20 protein-coding genes are annotated in these 22,189 nt (G+C 69.0%); 11 read left to right on the top strand and 9 right to left on the bottom strand.

Going from position 1 to position 22,189, the window contains the following annotated elements; translation table 11 throughout:
- Positions 1-48 precede the first annotated feature (48 nt).
- Positions 49-906 (bottom strand): helix-turn-helix transcriptional regulator, encoded by an 858-nt coding sequence (locus tag NDR87_RS28660; RefSeq protein WP_251916784.1) that lies wholly within the window; start codon positions 904-906, stop codon positions 49-51.
- A 134-nt stretch (positions 907-1,040) separates the two neighbouring features.
- Here NDR87_RS28660 and NDR87_RS28655 point away from each other — a divergent pair, with 134 nt between their 5' ends.
- The 4 genes from NDR87_RS28655 (at position 1,041) to NDR87_RS28640 (ending at position 4,497) form a co-directional block, all read left to right on the top strand.
- Positions 1,041-1,484, top strand: coding sequence for an acyl-CoA thioesterase (locus NDR87_RS28655; RefSeq protein WP_251916786.1), 444 nt, complete (start codon positions 1,041-1,043; stop codon positions 1,482-1,484).
- A 64-nt stretch (positions 1,485-1,548) separates the two neighbouring features.
- Positions 1,549-2,724: a hypothetical protein gene (locus NDR87_RS37780; RefSeq protein WP_251916787.1), complete on the top strand. Its 1,176-nt coding sequence runs from the start codon at positions 1,549-1,551 to the stop codon at positions 2,722-2,724.
- Between the two features lie 237 nt (positions 2,725-2,961).
- The gene (locus tag NDR87_RS28645; protein WP_251916789.1) at positions 2,962-3,462 is read left to right on the top strand and encodes a hypothetical protein; all 501 of its coding nucleotides are present in this window, start codon (positions 2,962-2,964) and stop codon (positions 3,460-3,462) included.
- A gap of 156 nt (positions 3,463-3,618) precedes the next feature.
- A complete protein-coding gene (locus NDR87_RS28640) occupies positions 3,619-4,497 on the top strand; it encodes an NAD(P)-dependent oxidoreductase (RefSeq protein ID WP_251916791.1) in 879 nt (292 codons plus the stop codon).
- Between the two features lie 45 nt (positions 4,498-4,542).
- Here NDR87_RS28640 and NDR87_RS28635 read toward each other — a convergent pair whose 3' ends face one another.
- Positions 4,543-5,688, bottom strand: coding sequence for a serine hydrolase domain-containing protein (locus tag NDR87_RS28635; RefSeq protein ID WP_251916793.1), 1,146 nt, complete (start codon positions 5,686-5,688; stop codon positions 4,543-4,545).
- 429 nt (positions 5,689-6,117) lie between these two features.
- On the opposite strand from NDR87_RS28635, the gene NDR87_RS28630 reads away from it, so the two are divergent.
- Complete coding sequence (locus tag NDR87_RS28630) at positions 6,118-7,797, top strand: cutinase family protein (protein ID WP_251916797.1); 1,680 nt, start codon at positions 6,118-6,120, stop codon at positions 7,795-7,797.
- 52 nt (positions 7,798-7,849) lie between these two features.
- Here the strand turns inward: NDR87_RS28630 and NDR87_RS28625 are convergent, their stop codons facing one another.
- Positions 7,850-9,025: a citrate/2-methylcitrate synthase gene (locus NDR87_RS28625; RefSeq protein WP_251916799.1), complete on the bottom strand. Its 1,176-nt coding sequence runs from the start codon at positions 9,023-9,025 to the stop codon at positions 7,850-7,852.
- Between the two features lie 55 nt (positions 9,026-9,080).
- Here NDR87_RS28625 and NDR87_RS28620 point away from each other — a divergent pair, with 55 nt between their 5' ends.
- Positions 9,081-10,172 (top strand): DUF2332 domain-containing protein, encoded by a 1,092-nt coding sequence (locus NDR87_RS28620; RefSeq protein WP_251916801.1) that lies wholly within the window; start codon positions 9,081-9,083, stop codon positions 10,170-10,172.
- Here the strand turns inward: NDR87_RS28620 and NDR87_RS28615 are convergent.
- Positions 10,098-10,673 (bottom strand): NUDIX hydrolase, encoded by a 576-nt coding sequence (locus NDR87_RS28615; RefSeq protein ID WP_251916803.1) that lies wholly within the window; start codon positions 10,671-10,673, stop codon positions 10,098-10,100. The two genes, NDR87_RS28620 and NDR87_RS28615, sit on opposite strands and share 75 nt — an antisense overlap.
- 40 nt (positions 10,674-10,713) lie before the next feature.
- Between NDR87_RS28615 and NDR87_RS28610 the strand changes: the two genes are divergently transcribed.
- Together NDR87_RS28610 and NDR87_RS28605 are read left to right on the top strand one after the other, a co-directional pair.
- A complete protein-coding gene (locus NDR87_RS28610; protein ID WP_251916805.1) occupies positions 10,714-11,364 on the top strand; it encodes a class I SAM-dependent methyltransferase in 651 nt (216 codons plus the stop codon).
- 12 nt (positions 11,365-11,376) lie between these two features.
- The gene (locus tag NDR87_RS28605; protein WP_251916807.1) at positions 11,377-12,912 is read left to right on the top strand and encodes an NAD(P)/FAD-dependent oxidoreductase; all 1,536 of its coding nucleotides are present in this window, start codon (positions 11,377-11,379) and stop codon (positions 12,910-12,912) included.
- A 7-nt stretch (positions 12,913-12,919) separates the two neighbouring features.
- On the opposite strand, the gene NDR87_RS28600 is transcribed toward NDR87_RS28605, so the two are convergent.
- Entirely contained in the window at positions 12,920-13,480 is a 561-nt protein-coding gene (locus tag NDR87_RS28600; protein WP_251916810.1) for a dihydrofolate reductase family protein, read from the bottom strand.
- Positions 13,481-13,530: 50 nt separating this feature from the next.
- Positions 13,531-14,157, bottom strand: a complete 627-nt coding sequence (locus tag NDR87_RS28595; RefSeq protein WP_308212160.1) for a GDSL-type esterase/lipase family protein — start codon at positions 14,155-14,157, stop codon at positions 13,531-13,533.
- Positions 14,158-14,406: 249 nt separating this feature from the next.
- Between NDR87_RS28595 and NDR87_RS28590 the strand changes: the two genes are divergently transcribed.
- Positions 14,407-16,779, top strand: a complete 2,373-nt coding sequence (locus tag NDR87_RS28590) for a lysylphosphatidylglycerol synthase transmembrane domain-containing protein (RefSeq protein ID WP_251916883.1) — start codon at positions 14,407-14,409, stop codon at positions 16,777-16,779.
- Here the strand turns inward: NDR87_RS28590 and NDR87_RS28585 are convergent.
- Both NDR87_RS28585 and fadD5 read right to left on the bottom strand, forming a co-directional pair.
- A complete protein-coding gene (locus NDR87_RS28585) occupies positions 16,776-17,393 on the bottom strand; it encodes a cysteine hydrolase (RefSeq protein WP_251916813.1) in 618 nt (205 codons plus the stop codon). The genes NDR87_RS28590 and NDR87_RS28585 overlap by 4 nt on opposite strands.
- A 52-nt stretch (positions 17,394-17,445) precedes the next feature.
- Complete coding sequence (gene fadD5, locus NDR87_RS28580) at positions 17,446-19,008, bottom strand: fatty-acid--CoA ligase FadD5 (RefSeq protein WP_251916815.1); 1,563 nt, start codon at positions 19,006-19,008, stop codon at positions 17,446-17,448.
- Positions 19,009-19,287: 279 nt separating this feature from the next.
- On the opposite strand from fadD5, the gene NDR87_RS28575 reads away from it, so the two are divergent.
- On the top strand, positions 19,288-20,262 hold the full coding sequence (locus tag NDR87_RS28575; RefSeq protein WP_251916817.1) for a nitronate monooxygenase family protein: 975 nt from the start codon (positions 19,288-19,290) through the stop codon (positions 20,260-20,262).
- 35 nt (positions 20,263-20,297) lie between these two features.
- Positions 20,298-21,137, top strand: a complete 840-nt coding sequence (locus tag NDR87_RS28570) for a GNAT family N-acetyltransferase (protein WP_251916819.1) — start codon at positions 20,298-20,300, stop codon at positions 21,135-21,137.
- Positions 21,138-21,221: 84 nt separating this feature from the next.
- On the opposite strand, the gene NDR87_RS28565 is transcribed toward NDR87_RS28570, so the two are convergent.
- Positions 21,222-22,181 (bottom strand): MBL fold metallo-hydrolase, encoded by a 960-nt coding sequence (locus tag NDR87_RS28565; RefSeq protein WP_251916822.1) that lies wholly within the window; start codon positions 22,179-22,181, stop codon positions 21,222-21,224.
- Between the last annotated feature and the right edge of the window lie 8 nt (positions 22,182-22,189).

Genomic DNA, 22,189 nt, shown 5'->3' with positions numbered 1-22,189 from the left:
GAAGTTGTGGCCGCCCCAGGCGCTGGGCGCGGTTGGAAACGAGCCCTGTCAGTGGGTGTGGTCGAGTGCGGGTGCGTTCGGGTGGGCGAGCAGCCAGTCCATGCGGCGGCGGCTGGGCTCGTCGACCGGAGTCCATACCGTGAGGAATGTTTCGGGGGTGGCGGGCAGGTCCATTCGCGTCAGGGCGAACGACAGTTCGCCGACGGCGGCGTGGCGGTAGGTCATGGTTTGGTGGGGTGGGGCGGCGACGTCGTGGGTGGCCCACAGTCGCGTGAATTCCGAGCTCGCGGTGGCGAGTCCGCGGATCAGGTCGAGCCAGGCCGGGTCGTCGAGGTGGGTTGCGAAATCTGCCCGGAACGAGGCGACCATGTGCGGCAGGACGAGGTCGCGGTTGACGAAGCAGCGGCAGCATTCCCGGGTGGTGAACAACTCCCACAAGACATTACGAGAACCCTCGGGAGCGGTGAGCCCCGGCCACACCGCCGCGGCCGCGTCGTTGTAGCCCAGCAGATCCCAGCGGCTGTTGAGCGCGGCGGCCGGAAAGCCGGTGACGGCATCGAGAATCGATTGCACTGTCGCGGTGATTGCGTGGGCGCGGGCGGCCACTGCGGGGATCGGCACCTCGGCCAGGCGGTAGAGGTGGGCGCGTTCCGCGGCGTCCAGGCGCAGCGTGGCGGCAATGGCGTCGAGGATCTGAGCGCTGACGTTGATCGGGCGTCCCTGTTCGAGCCAGGTGTACCAGGTGATCGAGACCCCGGCGAGCTGAGCGACCTCCTCGCGCCGCAATCCCGGTGTCTTGCGGCGCACTCCGGGCGCCATGCCGACCTCGTGGGGGGTCAGGCGGTCGCGGCGGCTGCGTAGGAACGCGGCGAGCTCGGGGCGGCGGGCGGAAACGGCGGTGCGCACGCACTCATCATCGAGCACCCCCGGGCCCGGTGCCAGGTGGTGGCGACACCAGTGTCACCACTGTCTTGGTGCCGGTGTGCCTGCGGCGGCAGGCTGGCAAACCGTTGTCAATCCCGCCAGTATCAGGAGCGCCCGTGTCAGAAGCTGCCGTGAGTGCCGCGCCATTCACCATGCGATTCACCGTTCGCAGTTACGAACTCGACACCAATCACCATCTCGCCTCCACGGTGTATCTGCAGTACGCCGAGCATTCCCGCTTCGCCTGCGGGCAAGCGGCGGGGCTGTCGCCACAGCGGCTGCTCGCCGACGGCTTCGGGCCGATCAACCTCGAAACCACGCTGCGCCACCACGCGGAACTGCGCGCCGACGACGCGGTCGACGTCACCTGCACGTTCGTGTGGGGGCCTGGTAAGACCCACCGCGTCGAGCATGTGCTGCGCAAGCCGGACGGCACGCTGGTGGCCGAGGTGAGCAGCGTCAGCGGACTACTCGACATGCGGACCCGGCGACTGGTGCCCGACCCCGCGCAGCAGTTGCGGGCCCGTGCCACCAACCCCGCGCTGCTGGGCCTCGACTGACATGAAATACCGCCTGGGACTGATCGATCACGGTTTCGTACCCCGAAAACTCACCGTCAGCTACGTGACTCTCTGTGTCGGCGAGGTCGACACCGCGCTGCTCCACAGGGCTTTCGAGCTGCTGTGCCGCAAGTTCCCCATACTGCGCGGCACGATAGAACTCACCGGCGGCGGGGCCGAGCTGCATATTCCCGACGACAGCTCGAGTGCCGCGACCGTCGACATCGCGGCGGGCCCGATCGCGGGCCGGCTCGGCCGTGACGTCGCACCGCTGGACCCCGCGCGCACCCTGGCCGAACTCACGACCGTGTCCGAGGGCGCGACGACCGCGGTTGCGCTGCGGATCAGCCACGCCATCAACGACGCCACCCTGGGATTCGCGCTGCTCGCCCACTTCTGGCACGCCGCCGCCGCGCTCGCGGGAACCGTCGAATACCCCGACCCGACTCCGGTGTACCCGCTCAGCCTCGAACACGCCTACCTCGCGCGGGCCATGGACCTGCCCGCACCGGCGGTGCCGACCGGCGGCCCGGTGCGCGGTCTCGCGGTCGACGACGTCGGCGCGGGCACCGGGTTCGGCCCGGATTTGGCGCAGCGGATCACCCTGTCGCAGGCCGACACCGCGGCGCTGCTCGGGCGGGCGCGGGCGGCAGGGACGACGCTGCACGCTCTGCTGGCTGCCGCGATCGTGCGTGCCGAGCGCGCGACGATCACCGAATCGACCGACGCCGCAACCGAACTGCCGATGATCATGTTCCATCTGGCCGATCTGCGCCCGCACCTGTGTCCAGCGGCACGCCCGGACGAGGTCACCAATGCCCTGGCCTTCGCACCCACGATCACTGTGTGCGAGCACGGCACCGATCTGGGCGTACTCGCCAAACAGGTCAAGACCCAGATCGTCGACGGAATCGAAGGCGGCACGGCACTCGCGGTCATGCTGGCCGCGGCGTCGGCGGCCGCGCACGGCCGCGCGCGCGAGACCGTCGGGAACTTCATCACCAACTGGGGAGTGGTCCCCGACCTTCCCGTACCCGCAGGGCTCGAGATCGTCGATTTCCGCGGCTTCGCCACCTCCGAACCGGTCAGCTGGGTCGGCTATTTCGTGTCCACCTTCGCCGGGCGGTGCAGCATCGAGCTCGCTTTCTCCTCGCGCTTCCACCCGCCCGCGCAGATCGCCGAGCTCCGCGAGCTGATCGTCGCCAACCTCGCCCAGCTCAACCACCCTCCACTGCCGTAGTGAACCAGCATTTGTCAGCAACCACACCGGTCGCACCGCCGTCACCGAGGCGAAAGCCCTTGTGTACATAGCTGCTTTCGCTCCCGACAAAGGGGCGGCGAAGGGAAGGGATGCTTCCCGGATGCCACAAACTCGAAACGCCCCGGTCGATGGGGTGCCGGCTGCCACGAATTCCAGACCCTACAACCTACTCTCGCAGGGCTCGGAAGTCTGGGCGCGTAACTACACTCAGCAATCGTGCGGCTACAAGGCAACGATATCTATGGCGGGGTCGTCGGGACGATCATGGCCAGCGTCATCGTCGCGGCGATGCCGCTGGGTGAGAGCCCTCGCAATTCCGCGCTGTGGGTGGGCATCAGTGTCGCGATCGCGGCGATAACTCGCGGTTACGGACAGCACGTGTCCACCCACAGCGCCGCTTCGGAATCGGGATTCTGGGCGGATCTCGGACGCAATATGCTCACCGGCATCCCCCTCGTGATCGCCTGTCTCCCTACGGTTCTGCTGTTGCTGCTGGCGCATTTCCTCGACTGGCCCGACGATATCGTCCATCCCGACGGCTCGGTCACCATCGGTTTCACCACCGTGACCCTCGTCGTGAACATGGCGTTGCTGTTCGGCTGGGGACTGCTGGCCGCCCGATCCAGCGGCTACTCCGCGTGGAAAGCCGCCGCGATCGGGTCGGGCAATACGGTGCTCGGCCTGGCGGTCTGCCTGGCGAATGTGCTTATTCGATAGAACCTGGCCCGCGATCCCACCCGCGGGTCCTGACCGCTTCGATTTCACCCACCGCGAAACCGGCCGGGGCCCGCTCGACCGATCGGAATGCGGGCCTGCCCAGCCCGGTTATCCCTGCTTGTCGCGACAGCGGCGCATCCATGGCAGGAGAACAACATGACCACAGCACACCCGACCAGGCTGGCCGTCCTCGGCCTCGGACAGCTCGGCACCGCCCTGGCCCAGGCTTTTCTGGACGGCGGCCATGAACTCGCGGTGTGGAATCGCACCCCTGCCCGGGCCGATGCCCTGATCGAGCGTGGCGCCCGGCGTGCGGAGTCGGTGGTCGATGCGGTGGGCTCGGCCGAGCTGATCGTCACGGTGGTGTCGGATTATGCGGCGGCCGAACAGCTTCTGGCACCGGCCGCGGACGAACTGCGCGGGCGTACGATCGCCAACCTGATCTCCGGGACACCGGAACAGGCCAGGGCGCTGGCGAGGTGGGCCGATGAGCGCGGCATCGGTTATCTCGACGGTGCGGCGATGAGCGGCACCACGCTCATCGGAAAGCCGGAGGCGCTGTTCATTTTCAGCGGCAGCGAGGAGACCTTCGCCGCGCACCGGTCCACGCTTTCCGCGCTCGGCAACGCGGTCCACCTCGGTTCCGACGCCGGACTCGCCGCCATGTACGACACCGCGCTGCTCGGCCTGATCTGGGGCTCGTTGAGCGGCTTCTACCACGGGGCGGCACTGCTGGGTACCGAGCAGGTCGCGGCGCGGACCTTCGCGAAGGTGGCGGTCGGGCATCTGTCGTTCATCGCGCGGCTGTTCGCCGAGCACGCGGGTCAACTCGATCGGGGCGAGTTCTCCGACGCCGACGGCACCATCGAGGTGCACGTCGAGGCGGTGAATCACCTGCTCGAGACCAGCCGCCGCCAGGGCATCGATACCGCGGTACCCGAGCTCTTCGCCCAGCTGCTCCAGCGCGGAATCGCCTCGGGCCGAGGCGATTCCGGTGTCGCGGCGGTCGCCGAGTCGATCAGATCCGGGGTGTGAGCCGGATCAGTCGCCGCGTCGGGAGCCGCGACCGGTTTCGCGGCTCTACGACTTCCCGCAGATCGCGGTGTCGAGGAGTACGGACGCCAGGGGAACGTCGCCTTCGGTGACGAGCTTTTCCGGGAGTTGGTTGACGATCAGGGTTGCGGCGCGGTCGGTGGTGGCGATGCTCACCGCGCCGTAGCCGGGAAAGGCGCCGTCGTGGCCCCAGGTTTCGAGGTTGCAGCTGTTGGGCAGGTGGAACAGGCCGAGGCCGGGGGCGCGGGGGGAATTCGGGTCCGGGGTGGGGAAGGTGCGCTGCATTTCGGTGAGTTGGGTGGGCGGGAGGACTCGGGCGGAGAGCAGGCTGGTGAAGTAGCGGTTGAGGTCGGCGGGGGTGGCTACCATGGCGCCGTCGGCCAGGCCCCAGGACGGGTCGAAGTCGTCGAGGTCGACGCGTTTGCCCTCGAGGATCGCGTAGCCGTGCGGATGCGGGCCGCGGATCACCTGTTCGCGTGGGAAGTCCGGCCAGTAGGTGTCGGCCAGGGCGAGCGGTTCGATCACCCGGTCGGTCACCTCCTCGCGCAGCGATCGACCGGTCACTCGTTCGATCAGCTCGCCCGCCAGTAGGTAATTGGTGTTGGAGTAGCCGTAGTCGGTGCCGGGGGCGAAGCGGGCGGGTTGGTCGAGGCCGAGGCGGAGCAGTTCCTCGACCGGGCGGGGGTTGCGCAGTGCCGCTTCCGTGGAAATGTCCAGTTTCTCCAGGTAGTCGGGGATTCCGCTGGTGTGCTGCAGCAGGTTTCGGACGGTGATCACATTGCCGTCGCCGCCGGGGCCGTGTACCACGCCGGGCAGATAGCGCTGTACGGGGGCATCGAGCTCCACCTTGTTTTCGGCCACCAGGAGCAGGGCCGTCGCCGCGACGAAGGATTTGGTGACGCTCGCGATGCGAACCTGTGCCGTCGAGGGGAATGGTTCGCCGGTGGCGAGATTTCCCACCCCGCTGCTGAGGCGGATATCGCGGCCCCGTTCGGTGATCACCAGTTGCGCACCGGGAATCTCGGACTCGCGCACCAGCCGGTCCAGCAACCTCTGAAGCGTGCCGGTGCGCGCGTCCGCGCTTCCGGTGTCCGCGACGGCCCGCGGGGAACTCACCGAACACATCAGCGCCGCGCACACCATGAGCGCCGAGATCATCGCGAACCGCCGCACCGCGAACTCCTGCCGTCGAAACGTCTGCGATTTCGATGATAGGCAGCCCCGGCCCCGAAACGACCTGTGCGCAAAGCACATACGGGAAAGATCAGGGTGGGTCTCCGGTGAATCTCAGGGGAAGGTCATTCCGCGGTGGTACCCGGCGCGGTACGTCGACCGCGCGCACGATATCGGTCAGACGCGCGGCCACTGTGGCGCGGATCGCGTCGAGCCGTCCCTGGGCGGCCATGAGCAGGGTCGGAGGGTGCACCGGTGCCGCATTCCACCCCATTTCCCAGGGCTTGACCGTCGATTTCGCCTGTTCGACACCCGAAAGCTGTGCCAATCGGTAACACCGAGCGCCCGGATTACGACGTCTCTGGTGGCAATGGCCCGTCGGGGGGCCTGTTCGTTTTGCTAATCCGGTAATGAAATGGGGATCGGGACATGTCCTTTCGGGAGTTCCTGGGGCGGCATCGGATCGTTTCGGCGATCGCCGCTCCCGCGGCGTTAGGTGTGGCGGCGGTGGTCGCCGTCGCGGTGTTGCCCTCGGCCACCAAGAGTCATACGGCCGATACGCAGCTCAAGGCGTCGGTGACCGAGTGCAAGGACATGGTGACCATCTCGGTGGCCGGGCGCGGCGACACTCCGGCGTCGGGGACCACGAAGATGCTGGTCGGGCCGAACGGGGAGGAACTGCCCGCCGCGCTGTCCGGTGATCACCGCAGCACCTGGGTGGATCCGGTGGTCAACGCCCCGGCCGGTGCGGTCGATCCCAATTCCTATGCCGCCGTCTACATCGCGTATCCGGCGAATATGGCCACCTACGAGGATGCCGTCAACGCCGGTGCGACCAATGCCAAGCGGGTGATGACCGAGATCCGCAAGGCCTGCCCGAACACCCGATTCGCCATCGTCGGCTACAGCGAGGGCGCCGACGTCGTGCGCCGGGTCGCCATGGAGGTCGGCAACCAGCAGGCGGACAAGGACGGCAAGTACGGGATCGTCGATCCGAACAATGTCGTCGGCGTGGTGATCCTCGCCGATTCGGGCCGTTCGGCGGGGGACGGAACGTTCATCGGCTCGAAGGATCCGACCCGGCCCGACAACTTCGATCAGAAGTATCAGAACGGCAATGTGAAACCCGTCTCCGGGCAGGGCGCGCTGCCGGGTACCAGCGGCGGCTTCGGCGCGCTGAACGGCAAGGTCGCATCGTTCTGTTCCGAGGGCGACCTCACCTGCGCCGCGCCGCAGAACATCTCGCTGCTACAGCTGGTGGTCAATGTCGGCCGCCAGATCAACGCCGACAAGCTGGAGCGGGAGGGGCTGAACCCGGCGACCGGACAGGATGTCGCGGTGGCACTCGGCCGCATCGCCCTCGACGCGTTCGGCTACATTGCCGCGCAGCCGAACTGGATGGCCAGCGACGAGACCTTCCTCCAGGTCCTGCTGCGGGTCTCCGATCCCGCCTACAAGCCCGGCCAGACGCCGCCGCCCGCCCCCAAGGCGGATGCGATCGCCAAGGAGCAGATGTCGCCGCTGGCCTATCTGCCGCAGAAGGTGTTCAACGAGATCGTCGGCCTGATCGTGACGAATCAGAACACCATCCCCGTCATCATGAGCGATCCGTACCAGCTCACCCTGGGCCCCAATGCGACCGGTCACCACTTCGACTACTGGCGCAACGCCGATTCGGCCAACGGCCGCCCGATGACCTCGGCCGAGTACGCGGCGGCCTGGCTGACCCATCTGGCCAAGCAGGCGCAGGCGGGTGAGCAGCTCGATACGAACTACAAGCCGAACTCCGAGGATCTCGCCACCGCGTACCGCGCGGCCGAGCAGGCCAAGAAGGAGAAGGAGAACGTGCCGGTCACGACCACCACGACCGCACCGGCGAGCACAACGACCAGCACCACCAGCCCGGTGACCAGCGCCCCGAGCTCGACCACCACGGCCGCCCCGACCACCACGGTGACCGGCTCGTCCACGACGACAACCGCACCGGGCACGACGGCGCCCACCACGACCTCGGTGGCACCGACGACGACCGCGACCGTCGCGCCCACGACCACCACGGCCGCGCCGACGACCACGACGACATCCCCGGCCTCGACCACCACCCGATAACCCACCTCCGACGACGGGCGCGGAACTTCCGGTTCCGCGCCCGTTCGCGCATTCACCCCCGGCGCGGCCCGATCGCTCGCGGCCGGAACGGGGTGCGGGTGGCGTATTCCTCGCGAGCGTGCGCCAGCCATCCGGCGGTGCGGGCGACGGCGAAGATCGTCTCGCCGGAGCCCTCCGGCATATCGAAGATCGTGGTGAGCAGGCCGAGTGCGAGGTCGATATTGAAGGCGGGCAGGCGGCGATGCCGCAGCTCGGTCAGGACCGCCTCGGCCACCGGCAGTTTCGGATGATCCGGAGCCAGCGCGCGCAGCCGGTCGAGCAGATGGGCGCCGCGACCGTCGCCGCCGCGGTAGACCGTGTGGCCCGCACCGGGAATGCGTTCCCCACGCAGCAGCCGGTCGCCGAGGACGCGCGCGACGTCGGCGGGCCGCTCGATCTCGGCGAGCAGCCGCTCCACACCGAGCGAGGCTCCACCGTGCATGGGCCCGCCGACCACGCCGAGGCCGGTACTGACCACGGCGTACGGGTCCGCGCGCACCGAGGCGGCCACCCGGGCGGCGAAGGTGGAGGCGGCCAGTTCGTGGTCGGCGAGCAGAATCATGGCCGTCTCGAGGGCCTTCAGTTCACCGGCGGCGGCCGGAGGCCGGGGGGCGAGTCGCGACCACAGCAGCCCGGCCATGCTCGGATCGGCCGGTTTCGACCGTTGCGGCAGGGCCGTGACCATATCCGCGACGAACGTGGCGGGGTCGATCTCGCGATCGGCCCGGCGCGGGTCCGCGATCGCCAGCGCGGGCACCACGAGTTGCAGCCGGTCCAGCGACGCCGAATCCGCGGGCAGTCCGCGCTGGACCCGGCGTGCCCCCGCGACCGCCGCCGGGCGGGGCCGCCAGGGACCGGTGTCGCGCAGCTCGCGCCCCCACAACCACTCCGCGACGGCCTCGAACGAGTGCGCGTCGGCGAGGGCCAGGGCGTCCAGCCCGCGATAGTAGGGCCGGTCCGAACCCAGTGCGGTGACGCGTGATTCGATCGCGATCTCGGTCGGCGCGGGTTTGCGGCGCGGTTTGCCGCGCCGAGCCAGCCGCTCGACCTCGACCGGATCGAACAGGCTGCGGCGGCGCTCGGGATCGTAGCGGCGGCGCAGCACCCCACGACTGACATAGGCGTAGAGCGTCGCGGGCTTCACCCCCAGTCGCTCGACCGCCGTCGCCGAATCGATCCAGTCCAACATCGGTTGATCATAATCAATATTGATTTACCGGCACCGCGGCAGGCACAGTCCAGATATGTCGCTCGTCTCGCATTTCCGCCTGCACGCCCGAGCCTGCGCCCAGCTCGGATCTCCGCTCTACGCGGGCCTTTTGGAGCGGGTGGCGCGCGATCTCGCCGATGGCGGGCCGTGCGCCCGCGCCCTGACCGGATATGAGCGGAGCACCCGGGACGCGGCGGTCCCGCTGCGCTTCATGGCGGCCGTGCACGCGCTGGCGCTGTCGGGCCGGGCCCCGGAACTCGCCGCGCACTATCCGAGCACGGGCGCCGCGGCCCCGCCACCGTCGAATGGCGCTGTGTGGCAAGCCTTCCGGGCCACGGTCGCCGACCAGCCGGAGTGGATCGCGGACTGGCTGACCCGGCCACCGCAGACGAACGAGGTGGGCCGGGCCGTTCCGCTGCTGGCCGGTCTGCTGGCGGCGGTGGACGCCACGCCCCTGCCGATCCGGCTGCTGGAGTTGGGCAGCAGCGCGGGCCTGAATCTGCGGGCCGACCATTTCCACTGGGCCGCAGGCGATCTGGCCTGGGGGCCGACGGGTTCCCCGGTCACGATCGAACGCGCGTGGCGGACGCCGATACCGCCGTGGCTGCGGGCCGCCGTCGAGCGCCATCCGCGGGTCGAGGTCGTGGCGCGCGCGGGCTGCGATCCGGCCCCGCTGGATCCCGGTTCCCCCGCCGACGCACTGTCGCTGCGCGCCTACGTCTGGCCCGATCAGCCCGACCGGCTGGCCCGGCTCGACGGTGCGCTGCGCCTGGCGCGGCGGATACCCGCGACGGTCACCCGCACCCACGCCCGGGACTTCCTCGGCGACCTCGACCTCGTCCCGGGCACGTTGACCATCGTCTGGCATTCGGTCATGCGCCAGTACGTGCCGGAGGAGGAGTGGCGGGCGGTGCGAGCCGAGCTGGCGCGCCTGGCCGCCGCGAGCTCCCCCCGAGCCGCCTTCGCCCACATCTGCTTCGAGCCGCAGGGCACCGCGGACGACGGCAACGGCTTCCTCCTCACCGCCCGCCTCGGCGACGCGCCCCCGCGGCTATTGGCCCGCGCCGCGCCGCACGGCATCCCGGCCGTCGCCCGCACCGGCCCGCTCGTGCAGCAGGAGCAATGAATAGGCCGCGATGGACTGGGCGTCGGTGATCTCCCCCGCCCGGATCATCTGCTCCACCCGCGCGCGCTCGAACCACGCCGACCGCATGTCCTGCTCCTCGGGTTCGCGCTCCGGCTCGCCCGCGGTGAGTTCGGTGGCGAGGAAGACCTGTCCGCGCTGAGCCAGCGAACCGGTCGCGGCGTCCACGGTGCCGAGCCGCATCAATCGGCCCGCCCGCAGCCCGGTCTCCTCGCGCAGCTCCCGATGCGCGAGGTCGATGGGATCGCCGACGGCCCGGCCGGGCAGCGTCCCGGCGGGGAACTCCCAGCCGCGCCGGCGCTGGGCATAGCGGTACTGCTCGACCAGATGCAGCCGGTCGCCGTCCATCGGCACCACGATGGCGAAATCGGGGCAGTGCACGACGCCGAAGATGCCGGTGGATCCGTCCGAACGCCGCACGCTGTCCTCGCGGACCTCCATCCAGGGATTGATGTAGACCGTCTTCGATGCGAGCGTCTCCATGGCGCAATTCTCCCGCCGGTGGCGCAGATAGGCTGGCGCGGTGCGAGATTCGATGGCGAGCGAATGGGCGGATGTGGCGGCGACGCGGGCGGGATACGACGCGCTCGCGGAGAAATACGCGGAAATCGCCGCGGGTGAGATGGACAAGCGGCCGTTCGATCGGGCGATGCTGCGGGCGTTCGCGGACGTGGTGCGCGGCACCGTCGCGGAGCTGGGTTGCGGACCGGGCCGGATCGCGGCGCATCTGCACGGCCTGGGGCTCGATGTGTTCGGCATCGATCTGTCACCGGAGATGATCCGGCTGGCGCGGGCGGCGTATCCGCGGCTGCGGTTCGACCAGGGCACCATGGAGGACCTGGCGCTGGCCGACGGCGCGCTGGGTGGAATCGTGGCCTGGTACAGCATCATTCACACTCCGCCCGAGCGCATTCCGGCGGTCTTCACCGAATTCGGGCGCGTCCTGGCCGACGGCGGGCATCTGCTGCTGGCCTTCCAGGCCGTCGACGATGCGACGGATGTGCTGGCGCACGACCATGCGGTAGCCCAGGCGTACTGGTGGTCGCTGCGCGGACTGGAAAGCCGCCTGCGCGACGCCGGATTCCGTCCGATCGCCCGCCTGTGGCGGGAAGGCGATCCGGACGAGCGCGGGCCGCAGGGGTATCTGCTCGCGACCAAGCGGCCGGAATCGTGATATCCAGGGCAGATGCCTTCTAGCTACGACGTCGTCATCGTCGGCGGCGGTCACAACGGCCTGGTCGCGGCCGCCTATCTGGCCCGGGCCGGTCGCTCGGTGCTGGTCCTGGAGCGCGCTGGGCGGACCGGAGGGGCGGCGGTGTCGGAGCGGGTGTTCCCGGATTTCGACGCCCGGCTGTCGCGGTACTCGTATCTGGTGAGCCTGCTGCCGCGGCAGGTGGTGACCGAACTGGGCCTGCGATTCGAGACCCGGCGCCGCCGCATCTCCTCCTACACCCCGGTCGGCGACGGCGGCCTGCTGGTGGACACCGCCGATCCGGAGCGCACCCGGGCGAGCTTCGCCCGGCTCACCGGCTCGGAATCGGATCACCGAGCGTGGCAACGGTTCTACGGCACGACCGCCCGGCTGGCGCAGCGGGTGTTCCCCACCCTCACCGCGCCCCTGCCCACCCGCGCCGAACTGGAGCGCATCGTCGACGACACCGCGACCTGGGAGGCGATCTTCGAACGCCCGCTGGGTGAGACGATCGAGGCCACCTTCGCCGACGACACCGTGCGTGGCGTGGTCCTCACCGACGCGCTGATCGGCACCTTCACCCACGCCCACGATCCACAGCTGCGCCAGAACCGCTGCTTCCTCTATCACGTCATCGGCAACGGCACCGGCGACTGGGATGTGCCGGTGGGCGGGATGGGCGCGCTCACCGACGCTCTCGCCGCCGCGGCCCGCGCGGCCGGGGCCGAGCTGCGGCCGGGGCATGCGGTCACGGCGATCGAGACCGACGGCGTGCGCGCCGAAATCCGTTGTGCGGGCGGAGCGGTCGGCGCGCGCCACGTCCTGGTCAACGCCGCCCCACACGAGCTGGCGCGGCTGCTGGGCGAGCCCGCGCCCGCGAAACCCGAAGGGGCACAGCTGAAGATCAATATGCTGTTACGTCGCCTGCCCCGGTTGCGCGACGCGGTCGATCCGCACGACGCCTTCGCCGGAACCTTCCATATCGCCGAGGGTTACACCCAGCTCGAACGGGCCTACCGCGAGGCCACGGCCGGGCGGCCGCCGAGCGCCCCACCGTCGGAGATCTACTGCCACACCCTCACCGACCCCTCGATCCTGTCTCCCGGCCTCGCCGCGCGGGGTGTGCACACCCTCACCCTGTTCGGCCTGCATACGCCCGCGCGGCTGTTCGCCGACGATCCCGAGGGGGTCACGCGGCGGCTGGTGGAATCGACGCTGGCCCAACTGGATTCGGTGCTCGCCGAACCGATCCGCGACTGCCTGGTCACGGCCCCGGACGGCCGGCCCTGTCTGGAGGCGAAATCGCCGATCGATCTGGAGCACGAACTCGGCCTGCCCGGCGGCCACATCTTCCATACCGATCTGAGCTTCCCGTTCCGCACCGACGACGATCCCACCCCGGCCGCGCGCTGGGGGGTGGCGACCGGTCATTCGAACGTATTCCTGTGCGGTGCGGGCGCGGTCCGCGGCGGCGGGGTCAGCGGGATCGGCGGGCACAACGCGGCAATGGCGGTCCTGGAGACGCGCTGAAGGCCGCTCAGCCGAAGCTGGGCCGGGTCACGGAATTGGCGCTGACCCGGTAGGTCGCGAGCAGCACGCCGTTGTCGAGTGCCTGAGAATTGTTGAGCGTCAGAGTCGCCTCGACCTCGGTGAGATTGAACAGCCGCAGCCCGTTGCCGAGCAGCACCGGATAGATCACCAGGCGGTACTCGTCGACCAGTTCGTGCGCCCGCAGATAGTCGACCAGTGTGCCGGAGCCGAAGACCAGCAGATTCCGCTCGGTACGCAGCTTCGCGATACCCTCGGTGACCTCGCCCTCGATGCGCTGGGCGTTCCACTCCAGCTGGGTCAGCGTCGTGGTCGCGACATATTTGGGCATGGCGTTCATCTTGTCCTTGTAGGCGCCCTGCTCCGGGTGGTTCGGCCAGGAGGCGGCGAACATCTGATAGGTAGAGCGCCCCAGGAGCAGTGCCTCGGCCTCCTGTAACTCCGCGGATTTGAAATCACCGATCCGGTCGTGCCAGAACGGGGCCGTCCAGGCCGGGTCCTGAATGAATCCGTCGAGCGAGACGAATTCCGCGACAACGACTTTCCCCATGTCCGAACCTCATTCCCATACCTGTGAGGACCCCACGGTAGCCAATCCGCTCACCCCACGTCGGGCAAACCGGATCCCGGTTCGGACAGCCACAGCAGCCACAGCGGGACGATCAGCGCCGCGAATTCCTCATAACCGGCCGCGCTCGGATGGAAGCCGTCGCCCGCGCGCACCTCGCGCATCCAGGTCTCGCTGTGCCGCAGCGGCTGATGCACCCGCACATAGGGAATGTCCTCGCCCTCGCAGACCTCGGTGAAGTGCGCATCCAATTTCTCGATGCGACCGTTCTGCTCGATGTCGTCGACCGGCGGCGGGGCCACCACCATGGTCTCCCAGCGCCTGGCCTTGGCGCGGCGCAGGATGGCGGTCAGATCGGCGATGGACTGTTCGGTGGGCACCCGGACGCGGCCGTCCTCGATCAGGGTGTCGTTGATCCCGAAGGAGAACACCACGCGGGCATCGGTGCCCTCGGGCAGCCGCTGTTCGCATTCGGGCTCCCAGCGCGCCGCGATATCGGCCGAGGTCTGTCCGCGCACGCCGAGGTTGTAGTGGGTGACCGGGCGTCCGGCGTTGATCGCCCGTGCGGCCAGTCGCCCGGTCCAGCCCAGGCATAGCCGATCTCCGTGCCCTGCCACCAGCGAATCACCGACAAAGCAAATACGGACATCTCGGCTCACCGTGTGATGGTTGCATGCTCAACGAAGTTCGCACCATGGAATCGTCGCTACCGGTCGGTCGCCCACTACCCAATAAGATCACCCGTGGTCGTCTGGGAGGGAGTTCGCATGAAGACCGGGCTCACCACCCGCCGCGCCGGGCGGCGACGGCGTGTTGCCATCGGGCTGCTCGAGGCCCTCCTGCATACTCACACCCGAGCCGACCCCGGGACCGACGCCGCTCCCTCGATCCGAAAGTTCCGATACGACATGCGAGTCGACGGGCGGGAAATACCCGTCTCCGGCAGCCTGCTGCAGCCGCGGACGCGGCGCACCAGCGACATTCTGCGCGTGGTGCTGTCGGCCCTGCTGGTGGCGCTGGTCGTGGCGGGCTCGCTGATCACCCGGCCGCGCTGGGAGGCATTGGAGCGCTCGGTCTCCGACATCCTGGGCTTCCTCACCGCCGAGCAGTCCAATATCGTCTATCTGCTCTACAGCATCGCCATCTTCGCGCTGCCGTTCGCGATCCTGGTCCGGCTGATCTTCCGGTGGCAGTGGAAGCTGCTCGCGGGCTATGTCGCGGCCGGGCTGCTCGCGGTGCTGGCCCTGTCGATCACCGGCACCGGGATCTCCGCGCCGCAGTGGCATCTGGCGGTGCCCAAACAGCTCGACACCTTCCTGTCGCAGTTCCTCGACGATCCGCGCTGGATCGCCATGCTGACCGCGATGCTCACCGTCGCCAGCCCCTGGCTGCCCGCGTCCTGGCGACGGTGGTGGTGGGCGCTGCTGGGCGCGTTCGTCCCGCTGCATCTGTTCGTGAGTCTGGTGGTGCCTTCGCGGGCGATGCTCGGACTGGCCGTGGGCTGGTTCGTGGGGGCGGTGATCGTGCTGCTGGTCGGCACGCCCGCACTGGAGGTGCCGCTGGAGGACGCGGCGCGGGTACTGGCCGGGCGCGGCTATACCGTCACCGGCTTCACCGTCATTCGCCCGGCCGGGCCCGGTCCGCTGCTGCTGTCGGCGGAGACCGGGCCGCATCACCGGCTCGTGGTGGAGCTGTACGGGCAGAACCAGCGCAGCTGGGGCATGCTGCGGCAGTTGCGGCGCTGGTTGACCTTCCGCAGCAGCGAACGGCCCGCGGCCTTCGCATCCATGCGGCGCGCGGTCGAGCATCGCGCGCTGATGGGTATCGCGATCAGCGATCTCGGCCTGGCCAGCAACAAGCCGCTCACGGTCGCGGCGCTCGAACGCGGCTGGACGCTCTACGCGCACACCGTGCCCCGCGGAACGGTGCTGTCGGCGACCGACGACACCATCGTGCTGGCCAATGTCTGGCGCGCGCTGCAGAACATGCACCGGTCGCAGATCTCGCACGGCGATCTGCGCGCCGAGGAGATCCGCGTCGTCGACGGCCGGATCCTGTTCGGCGGGTTCATGTGGGCCGAATTCGGCTCGTACGAATCGCGGTTCTCCGCCGATATCGCGCAGTTGCTGCTGACCACGGGCGCGCTGTTCGGCGCGAAGACCGCGGTGCGGGTGGCGATCGAGATGCTGGGCGAGCAGGCGGTGGTCGATGCCTCCCGGCGGCTGACCAAATCGGCCATGTCCGCCTCGGTGCGCAAATCGGTCTCCGACGCCGGGGCCCTGATGAAGGCGATGCGCGAGGAGGTGCTGCACCAGACCGACGCCGATCGCATCGAATCGGCCCGTATCACGCGCTTCTCGCGCAATCAGATCATCCAGCTGGTGCTGCTGATCGGCCTGGTGTACGTGGCCTATCCCTACATCAGCCAGGTGCCGACGTTCATCACCGAACTGCGCACGGCCAACTGGTGGTGGGCGCTGCTCGGGCTGGCGGTGTCGGTGGGCAGGTACGTGGGTGCGGCCATGGCGCTGTGGGGCTGCACCTCGGCATCGGTGAACTTCCCCCGACTCCTGCTCGCCCAGGTGGCCAACACCTTCGCCGCCACCACCACGCCCGCCGGGGTCGGTGGTCTGGCGCTGAACGTGCGGTTCCTGCAGAACAGCGGCCTGGGCACGGTCCGTGCGACCGCGGCGGTCGCGCTGCAGCAGTCGGTCCAGGTGAGCACGCACGTGGTGCTGCTGGTGTTCTTCAGCGTGGCGGCCGGGGTGTCGACCAATCTGGAGCACATCGTGCCGAGCGCGACCGTGCTGTATCTGGTGGCGGGCGCGCTGTTCGGCCTGCTGGGCGTGGCCATGTTCGTACCGCAGGTGCGGCGCTGGCTGCGCACAGAGGTGCGGCCGCAGCTGGCCGAGGTGGTGAACGAACTGCGCGATCTGGCGCACAGCCCGAGCCGCCTGGCGATGATCGTCGGCGGCAGCGCCGCGATCACCCTCGGCGCGGCCGGGGCGCTGTGGGCCAGCATCGAAGCCTTCGGCGGCAGTACCACATTCGTGACCGTCACCGTGGTGACCATGATCGGCGGCACACTGGCCTCGGCCGCGCCGACGCCGGGTGGGGTGGGCGCGGTGGAGGCGGCGCTCATCGGCGGCCTGGCCGCATTCGGCGTGCCCGCCGCCATCGGCGTGCCCGCGGTGCTGCTCTACCGGGTGCTGACCTGCTGGCTGCCAGTGTTCTGCGGCTGGTGGCTCATGCGCTGGCTCACTCGCAGGGAGCTCATCTAGGGCCGGACCGCACCCGCACCCGGCAGCGCCTGCTCCGCGGAAAGGCATCCGGCGGTGGCCAATTCGAGATTCGCCAGCGAGGAGATGTGCGCCTCCAGGGTGACCGCGGTGACGCAGTCGGAGACCGGGTGCACGATGAAGCCGAGATCGGTGCCGTGCCGGGCGGTCTGCTCGACGGTGAGATTCGTCGCGACGCCGGTGATCAGCAGGGTGTTGATCCCCCGCGTGGTCAGCCACCGCGGCAGTGCGCTGGCGGCCAGGCCGGACAGCTTCTGATTGTCGAACACCGCGCCGTCGGCGACCTGCTGACGCATCTCCGGAATGATCTGCGCCCCGGGCGCATCCGGCCGGAATTCGGTCTGCGCCGCCGCCACCGATCGCATGAAGCCGGTGTTGCGCACCAGATCACCCTCGCCGACCGGCACGGTGAACCTGGTGAACAGCACCGGAATTCCGACCGCCAGCGCGGCGGCGTGGAAGTCGACCGCCCGCTCGATCACCCCGCTGGCCGCGACCGGTTCCGCCAGCATGGGTCCGAAGAATCCCTCCGGCTTGACGACATTGACCTGCCAGTGCAGGGCGAGGACGGCGGTGCGGTCGCGATCGAGGAGCATGGACTCCATAGTGCCCGCCGCACCCGGTGTCCCGGCGCGCTTTGCCCCCGGACTAGCCCGAATAGTCCTTACGTAGTTGGACTTTCACGACCTTGCCGCTGGCGTTGCGAGGCAGTTCGGGCACCACGACCAGATCCTTGGGATGTTTGTAGCGGGCCAGGTTCTCGTTCAGGAACGGCTCTAGTTCGGCGAGGGTCAGCTCCTCGTCCGGACGCACCAGTGCCACCACGGCCACCGGGACCTCGCCCCACTTCTCGTGCGGGCGGCCGATGACCGCGGCCTCGCGAATCCTGGGGTGGCCGAACAGCACGTTCTCCACCTCGGCGCAGTAGATGTTCTCACCGCCGGAGATGATCATGTCCTTCTTGCGGTCCACCACCCAGACGAAGCCCTCCTCGTCCTGGCGCACCAGATCCCCGGAGTGGAACCAGCCGCCCGCGAACGCCTCCGCGGTGGCCTCGGGCTTGTTCCAGTAGCCCTGCATGAGCGTCGGCCCGCGGTAGACGATCTCGCCGACCTCACCCGGCGCCACATCGTTCATCTCGTCGTCGACGATGCGGGCCTGGATGGTCGGGATGGGCTTGCCGACCGAGCCGAGTTTGCGCAGCGCGTCGCGCCCCTCCAGCACGCAGGTGATCGGCGACATCTCGGTCTGGCCGAATACCGCGACGTTCTGGGCCTCGGGGAAGCAGTCGGCCATCGCTCGCAGCACGCTGTCCGAGGCGGGCGCCGCACCCCAGCTGAGCATGCGCAGCGCCAGCTTGCGCCGTTTGACGGTCGGCTCCTCGCAGATCATCTGCCACTGCGCCGGTACGCAGAACGCGGCGGTGGCCTGTTCGGCCTCGACGGCGTCGAGGAATTCGGTGGCGTCGAAGGCGCCGAGCGGATGCAGCACGGTCTTCGCCCCGAGCAGGAAATACGGTGCGAGACTGCCCAATCCGGCGATGTGGAACAGCGGTGAGGTGCAGAAGCCGATCGACTCCGGGGTCAGATCCATGGCCCGGATACAGGTCAGGGCCTGGGCGTTCATATTGCCGTGCGACAGCACCGCACCCTTCGGGCTGCCCGTGGTGCCCGAGGTGTACATGATCAGGCAGGGGGTGTCCTCCGGAATATCCAGCGGCACATGGGTTTCCCCGCCCTCGGCCAGGATGTCCTCGTAGCCCAGCACACCCTCCCCGCTCGACCCGCCGATCACCACGCAGGTCTCGAGGTTCGGCGACTGCGCCGCCACGCCGGTCGCGAGCGGCCGCAGCAGCGTATCGGTGATGATGGCCTTGGCCCCGGAGTCGGCGACGATATAGGCCACCTCGGGCGGGGTCAGCCGGAAGTTCATCGGCACCGCGATCGCCCCGAGGGCGTTGATGCCGAAGACCGCCTCCAGATACTCCGGATGGTTCAGCGCCAGGATCAGCACCCGATCGCCGAACCCGACCCCTCGACGGGCGAGCGCGTCGGCGCAGCGCAGCGACCGCTCGTGCAGCTGTTTCCAGGTGATGTCCCGCCCCCGATACCGGATGGCCACCGCCTCGGGGCGCATCAGCGCATGCGTCGCCAACTGGTTGTTCCAGTGGTTGCGGCGTGACCGAATCGGCTCGTCGAGCGCCTGGGTCATCTGAACTCCTCTCGAACGGCGATGAGAATACCAACTAACTTTTCATCGTGACAAGGGTTACAGAGAAGAATGGCCTAGGTTCTTCTCATTTGATCATTTCCCAGTTCACAAGCGCTTACGGAGCCGTAGGCGAGGAGCTATCAGTGCGACTGATTTCCGCGATGGTTGAAGTGATCAGCAAACTGTGACTTACATCCAGGTTGTCGCCGCCAGCACGGACGTGCCACTATCGACGCAACCGGGCGCAGGCGCGTCCGCGCAGGCAGGAGGACAAAACCGATGTTGCGGACCAGGTTCACCGAGCTGTTCGGGGTCGAGCATCCGATCGTGCAGGGCGGCATGATGTGGGTCGGCCGGGCCGAGCTCGTCGCGGCCGTTGCCAATGCCGGCGGCCTCGGCTTCATCACCGCGCTCACCCAGCCCACGCCGGAGGATCTGCGCCGCGAGATCGAACGCGCCCGCGAGCTCACCGACAAGCCGTTCGGCGTGAACGTCACCATCCTGCCGTCGATCAACCCGCCGCCGTACCAGGAGTACGTCAAGGCGATCATCGATTCCGGCGTGAAGATCGTCGAGACCGCGGGCAGCAATCCCGAACCCTTCCTGCCGTACTACAAGGAGGCGGGAATCAAGGTGCTGCACAAGTGCACCAGCGTGCGGCACGCGCTCAAGGCGCAGAAGATCGGCGTCGACGGTGTGAGCATCGACGGCTTCGAATGCGCCGGACATCCGGGTGAGGACGATGTGCCCGGCCTGATCCTCATCCCCGCGGCCGCCAAGGCCCTCGACATCCCGATCATCGCCTCCGGCGGCATCGCCGACGCGCGCGGCCTGGTGGCGGCGCTGGCGCTGGGCGCGGACGGGGTCAATATGGGCACCCGCTTCATGTGCACCCAGGAGTCGGCCATCCACCAGCGGGTCAAGGAGCAGATCGTCGCGCATACCGAACGCGACACCCAGCTCATCTTCCGCACGCTGCACAACACCGCGCGGGTGGCGAACAACGAGATCAGCCGCAAGGTCGTCGAGATCGAGAAGGCCGGCGGCGCCACGTTCGACGATGTGCGCGATCTGGTCGCCGGGGCGCGCGGCCGACGGGTGTTCGAGGAGGGCGACCTGGATGCGGGCATCTGGAGCGCCGGACAGGTGCAGGGCCTCATCGACGACATTCCGACCTGTGCGGAACTGATCTCGCGCATGGTCGCCGAGGCCGAGGCGCTGATCAACCAGCGGCTGGCATCCTTTGTCGCCTGAGGAAATTCGCTGGACAGGGCGGTTATAACTGCCTTGTGAACGAATCGCTGTTCTGCGGGACCGAGCTGGCGGCGCGTATCGAGCGCGCCGAGGCGGAGTTGATCACCGCGGCCACCGGGGCGGCGCGCGTCCGCCGCCCCGACGCCGCGGGCTTCGTCCTGCCGATCGCCGGGGGCGCGGCCTGTTACGGCGAACCCGGCTCACCGCTGAACAAGGTGGTGGGCCTGGGTTTCGACGGCATACCGTCGGCCGCGGAGCTGAACGAGATCGAAAGCGCCTACGCCGCGGCGGGATCGCCGGTGCAGGTCGAACTGGCACATCTCGGCGATCCGGGACTGGCCACCCTACTCACCGAGCGGGGCTATCGGCTGAGCTGGTTCGAGAACATTCTGGGCCGGACGATCGAATCCGGCTATGCGCGAAAGACGCCGCCGGGCATCGAGATCCGGCTCGGCGCCGAGGACGATTTCGACATCTGGCTCGACGTGGTGGTGGACGGCTTCGCCCACCCGGACGAGCAGGGCGTGGCCTCGCCCGAGGAGTTCCCGCGCGAGGTACTCGCCGATGTCATGCGGGACATGACCGCCGCCGCCGGGGTGCGCCGCTATCTCGCGTCGCGCGACGGCGCACCGGCGGGCGCGGCGAGTATGCGGATGAGCAATGGCATCGCACAGCTCACCGGGGCGGCAACCGCACCCGCGCACCGCCGCCGCGGCGTCCAAACCGCACTGCAGTCGGCACGCCTGGCCGATGCCGCGCAGAACGGTTGCGAGCTGGCCACGATCACCACCATGCCCGGCTCCAAATCCCAGCAGAACGCCCAGCGCAGCGGCTTCCAACTGCTCTACACCCGGACCGTCCTGGTCAAATCGTGAGCGTCACACCATGAGCGCGATCCCAGCGAACACCGCGCAGGTCGCCGCGAACTCGGCCGACGCGCCGCGGGTCTGAGCCCACTCTCACGCCCGCGACGCCACGGCCGCGAAGTCATGGCTGGCGATCACCTCGATCCCGTCCGGCAGCGCGTGTAGGCGCTGGATGGTTTCGAAGGCGCGATCGCGGTCGGCGTCGAAGAGCCGACCCGGCATGGGGGCCTTCTCCCGGATGAGCTCGATCTGCAGGGTGTGCCAGACCGAGTCCCCGGCCAGCAGCACGCGGGTGCCGTCGTCGACCGCGAGCAGGACGCCGACGCTGCCGGGGGTGTGCCCGGCCAGATCGACCAGGACCACCGCGCCGTCGCCGAAGACGTCGTGGCTGCGCGGGAAGGTGAGCACGGGCGGGCCGTCGAGCTCCACATGGCCGATCGTGCGGTCGCGAAGCGGGCCGCGCACCACGCCGTAGGGCGCGTACTCGCCGGTCATCGCCCATTCGTATTCGATTGCCGGAACGCGCAGTTCGAGCGCGTCCGGCAGCTCGAGCAGACCCGATATGTGATCCCAGTGCAGGTGGGTGGCCAGGGCGAAATCGATGTCCGCGCCGGTCAGATCCCGGGCGGCCAGCGCATCCGCGATCCCGAGCACCGGCTTGTCCGGCGACACCAGCATCCGCACCGGCAGCGGCATACCGGGCAGCACCCGATCGTGCACGCCCGCGCACAGGGCGGGATCGACGAGGAAGCGGGCCTGTGGATGTTCGATCAGGAAGGCGCCCATAGCCATCGGGATCTCGCCGAGGCTGCGGGCGCCCTCGGCGACGATCGTGGTCGGCGCGGACATCCGCCCCTGTAGCAGTGCGGTCATGCGAACGGTCGTGCGCGCCTGGGGAATCGGGGCGACCGTCAGGTTCGCCAGGAACGCCCGATCCGGCTGGCGCGGACGCAGCAGTTTCGCGGGTGTCGCGGCGAGCGCCGCGCAGCAGCGCGCGAGGGTGATGAGGGTGCCGGGCCGACCATCGGTCACATCTGTCCGTTTCGATGACACAGCGCAAC

The organism is Nocardia sp. CDC159, assembly GCF_023740735.1.
GTDB classification, from domain to species: domain Bacteria; phylum Actinomycetota; class Actinomycetes; order Mycobacteriales; family Mycobacteriaceae; genus Nocardia; species Nocardia pulmonis.
Note: the sequence above shows the minus strand (reverse complement) of the source record. Positions and strands in the feature narration are given on the sequence as shown.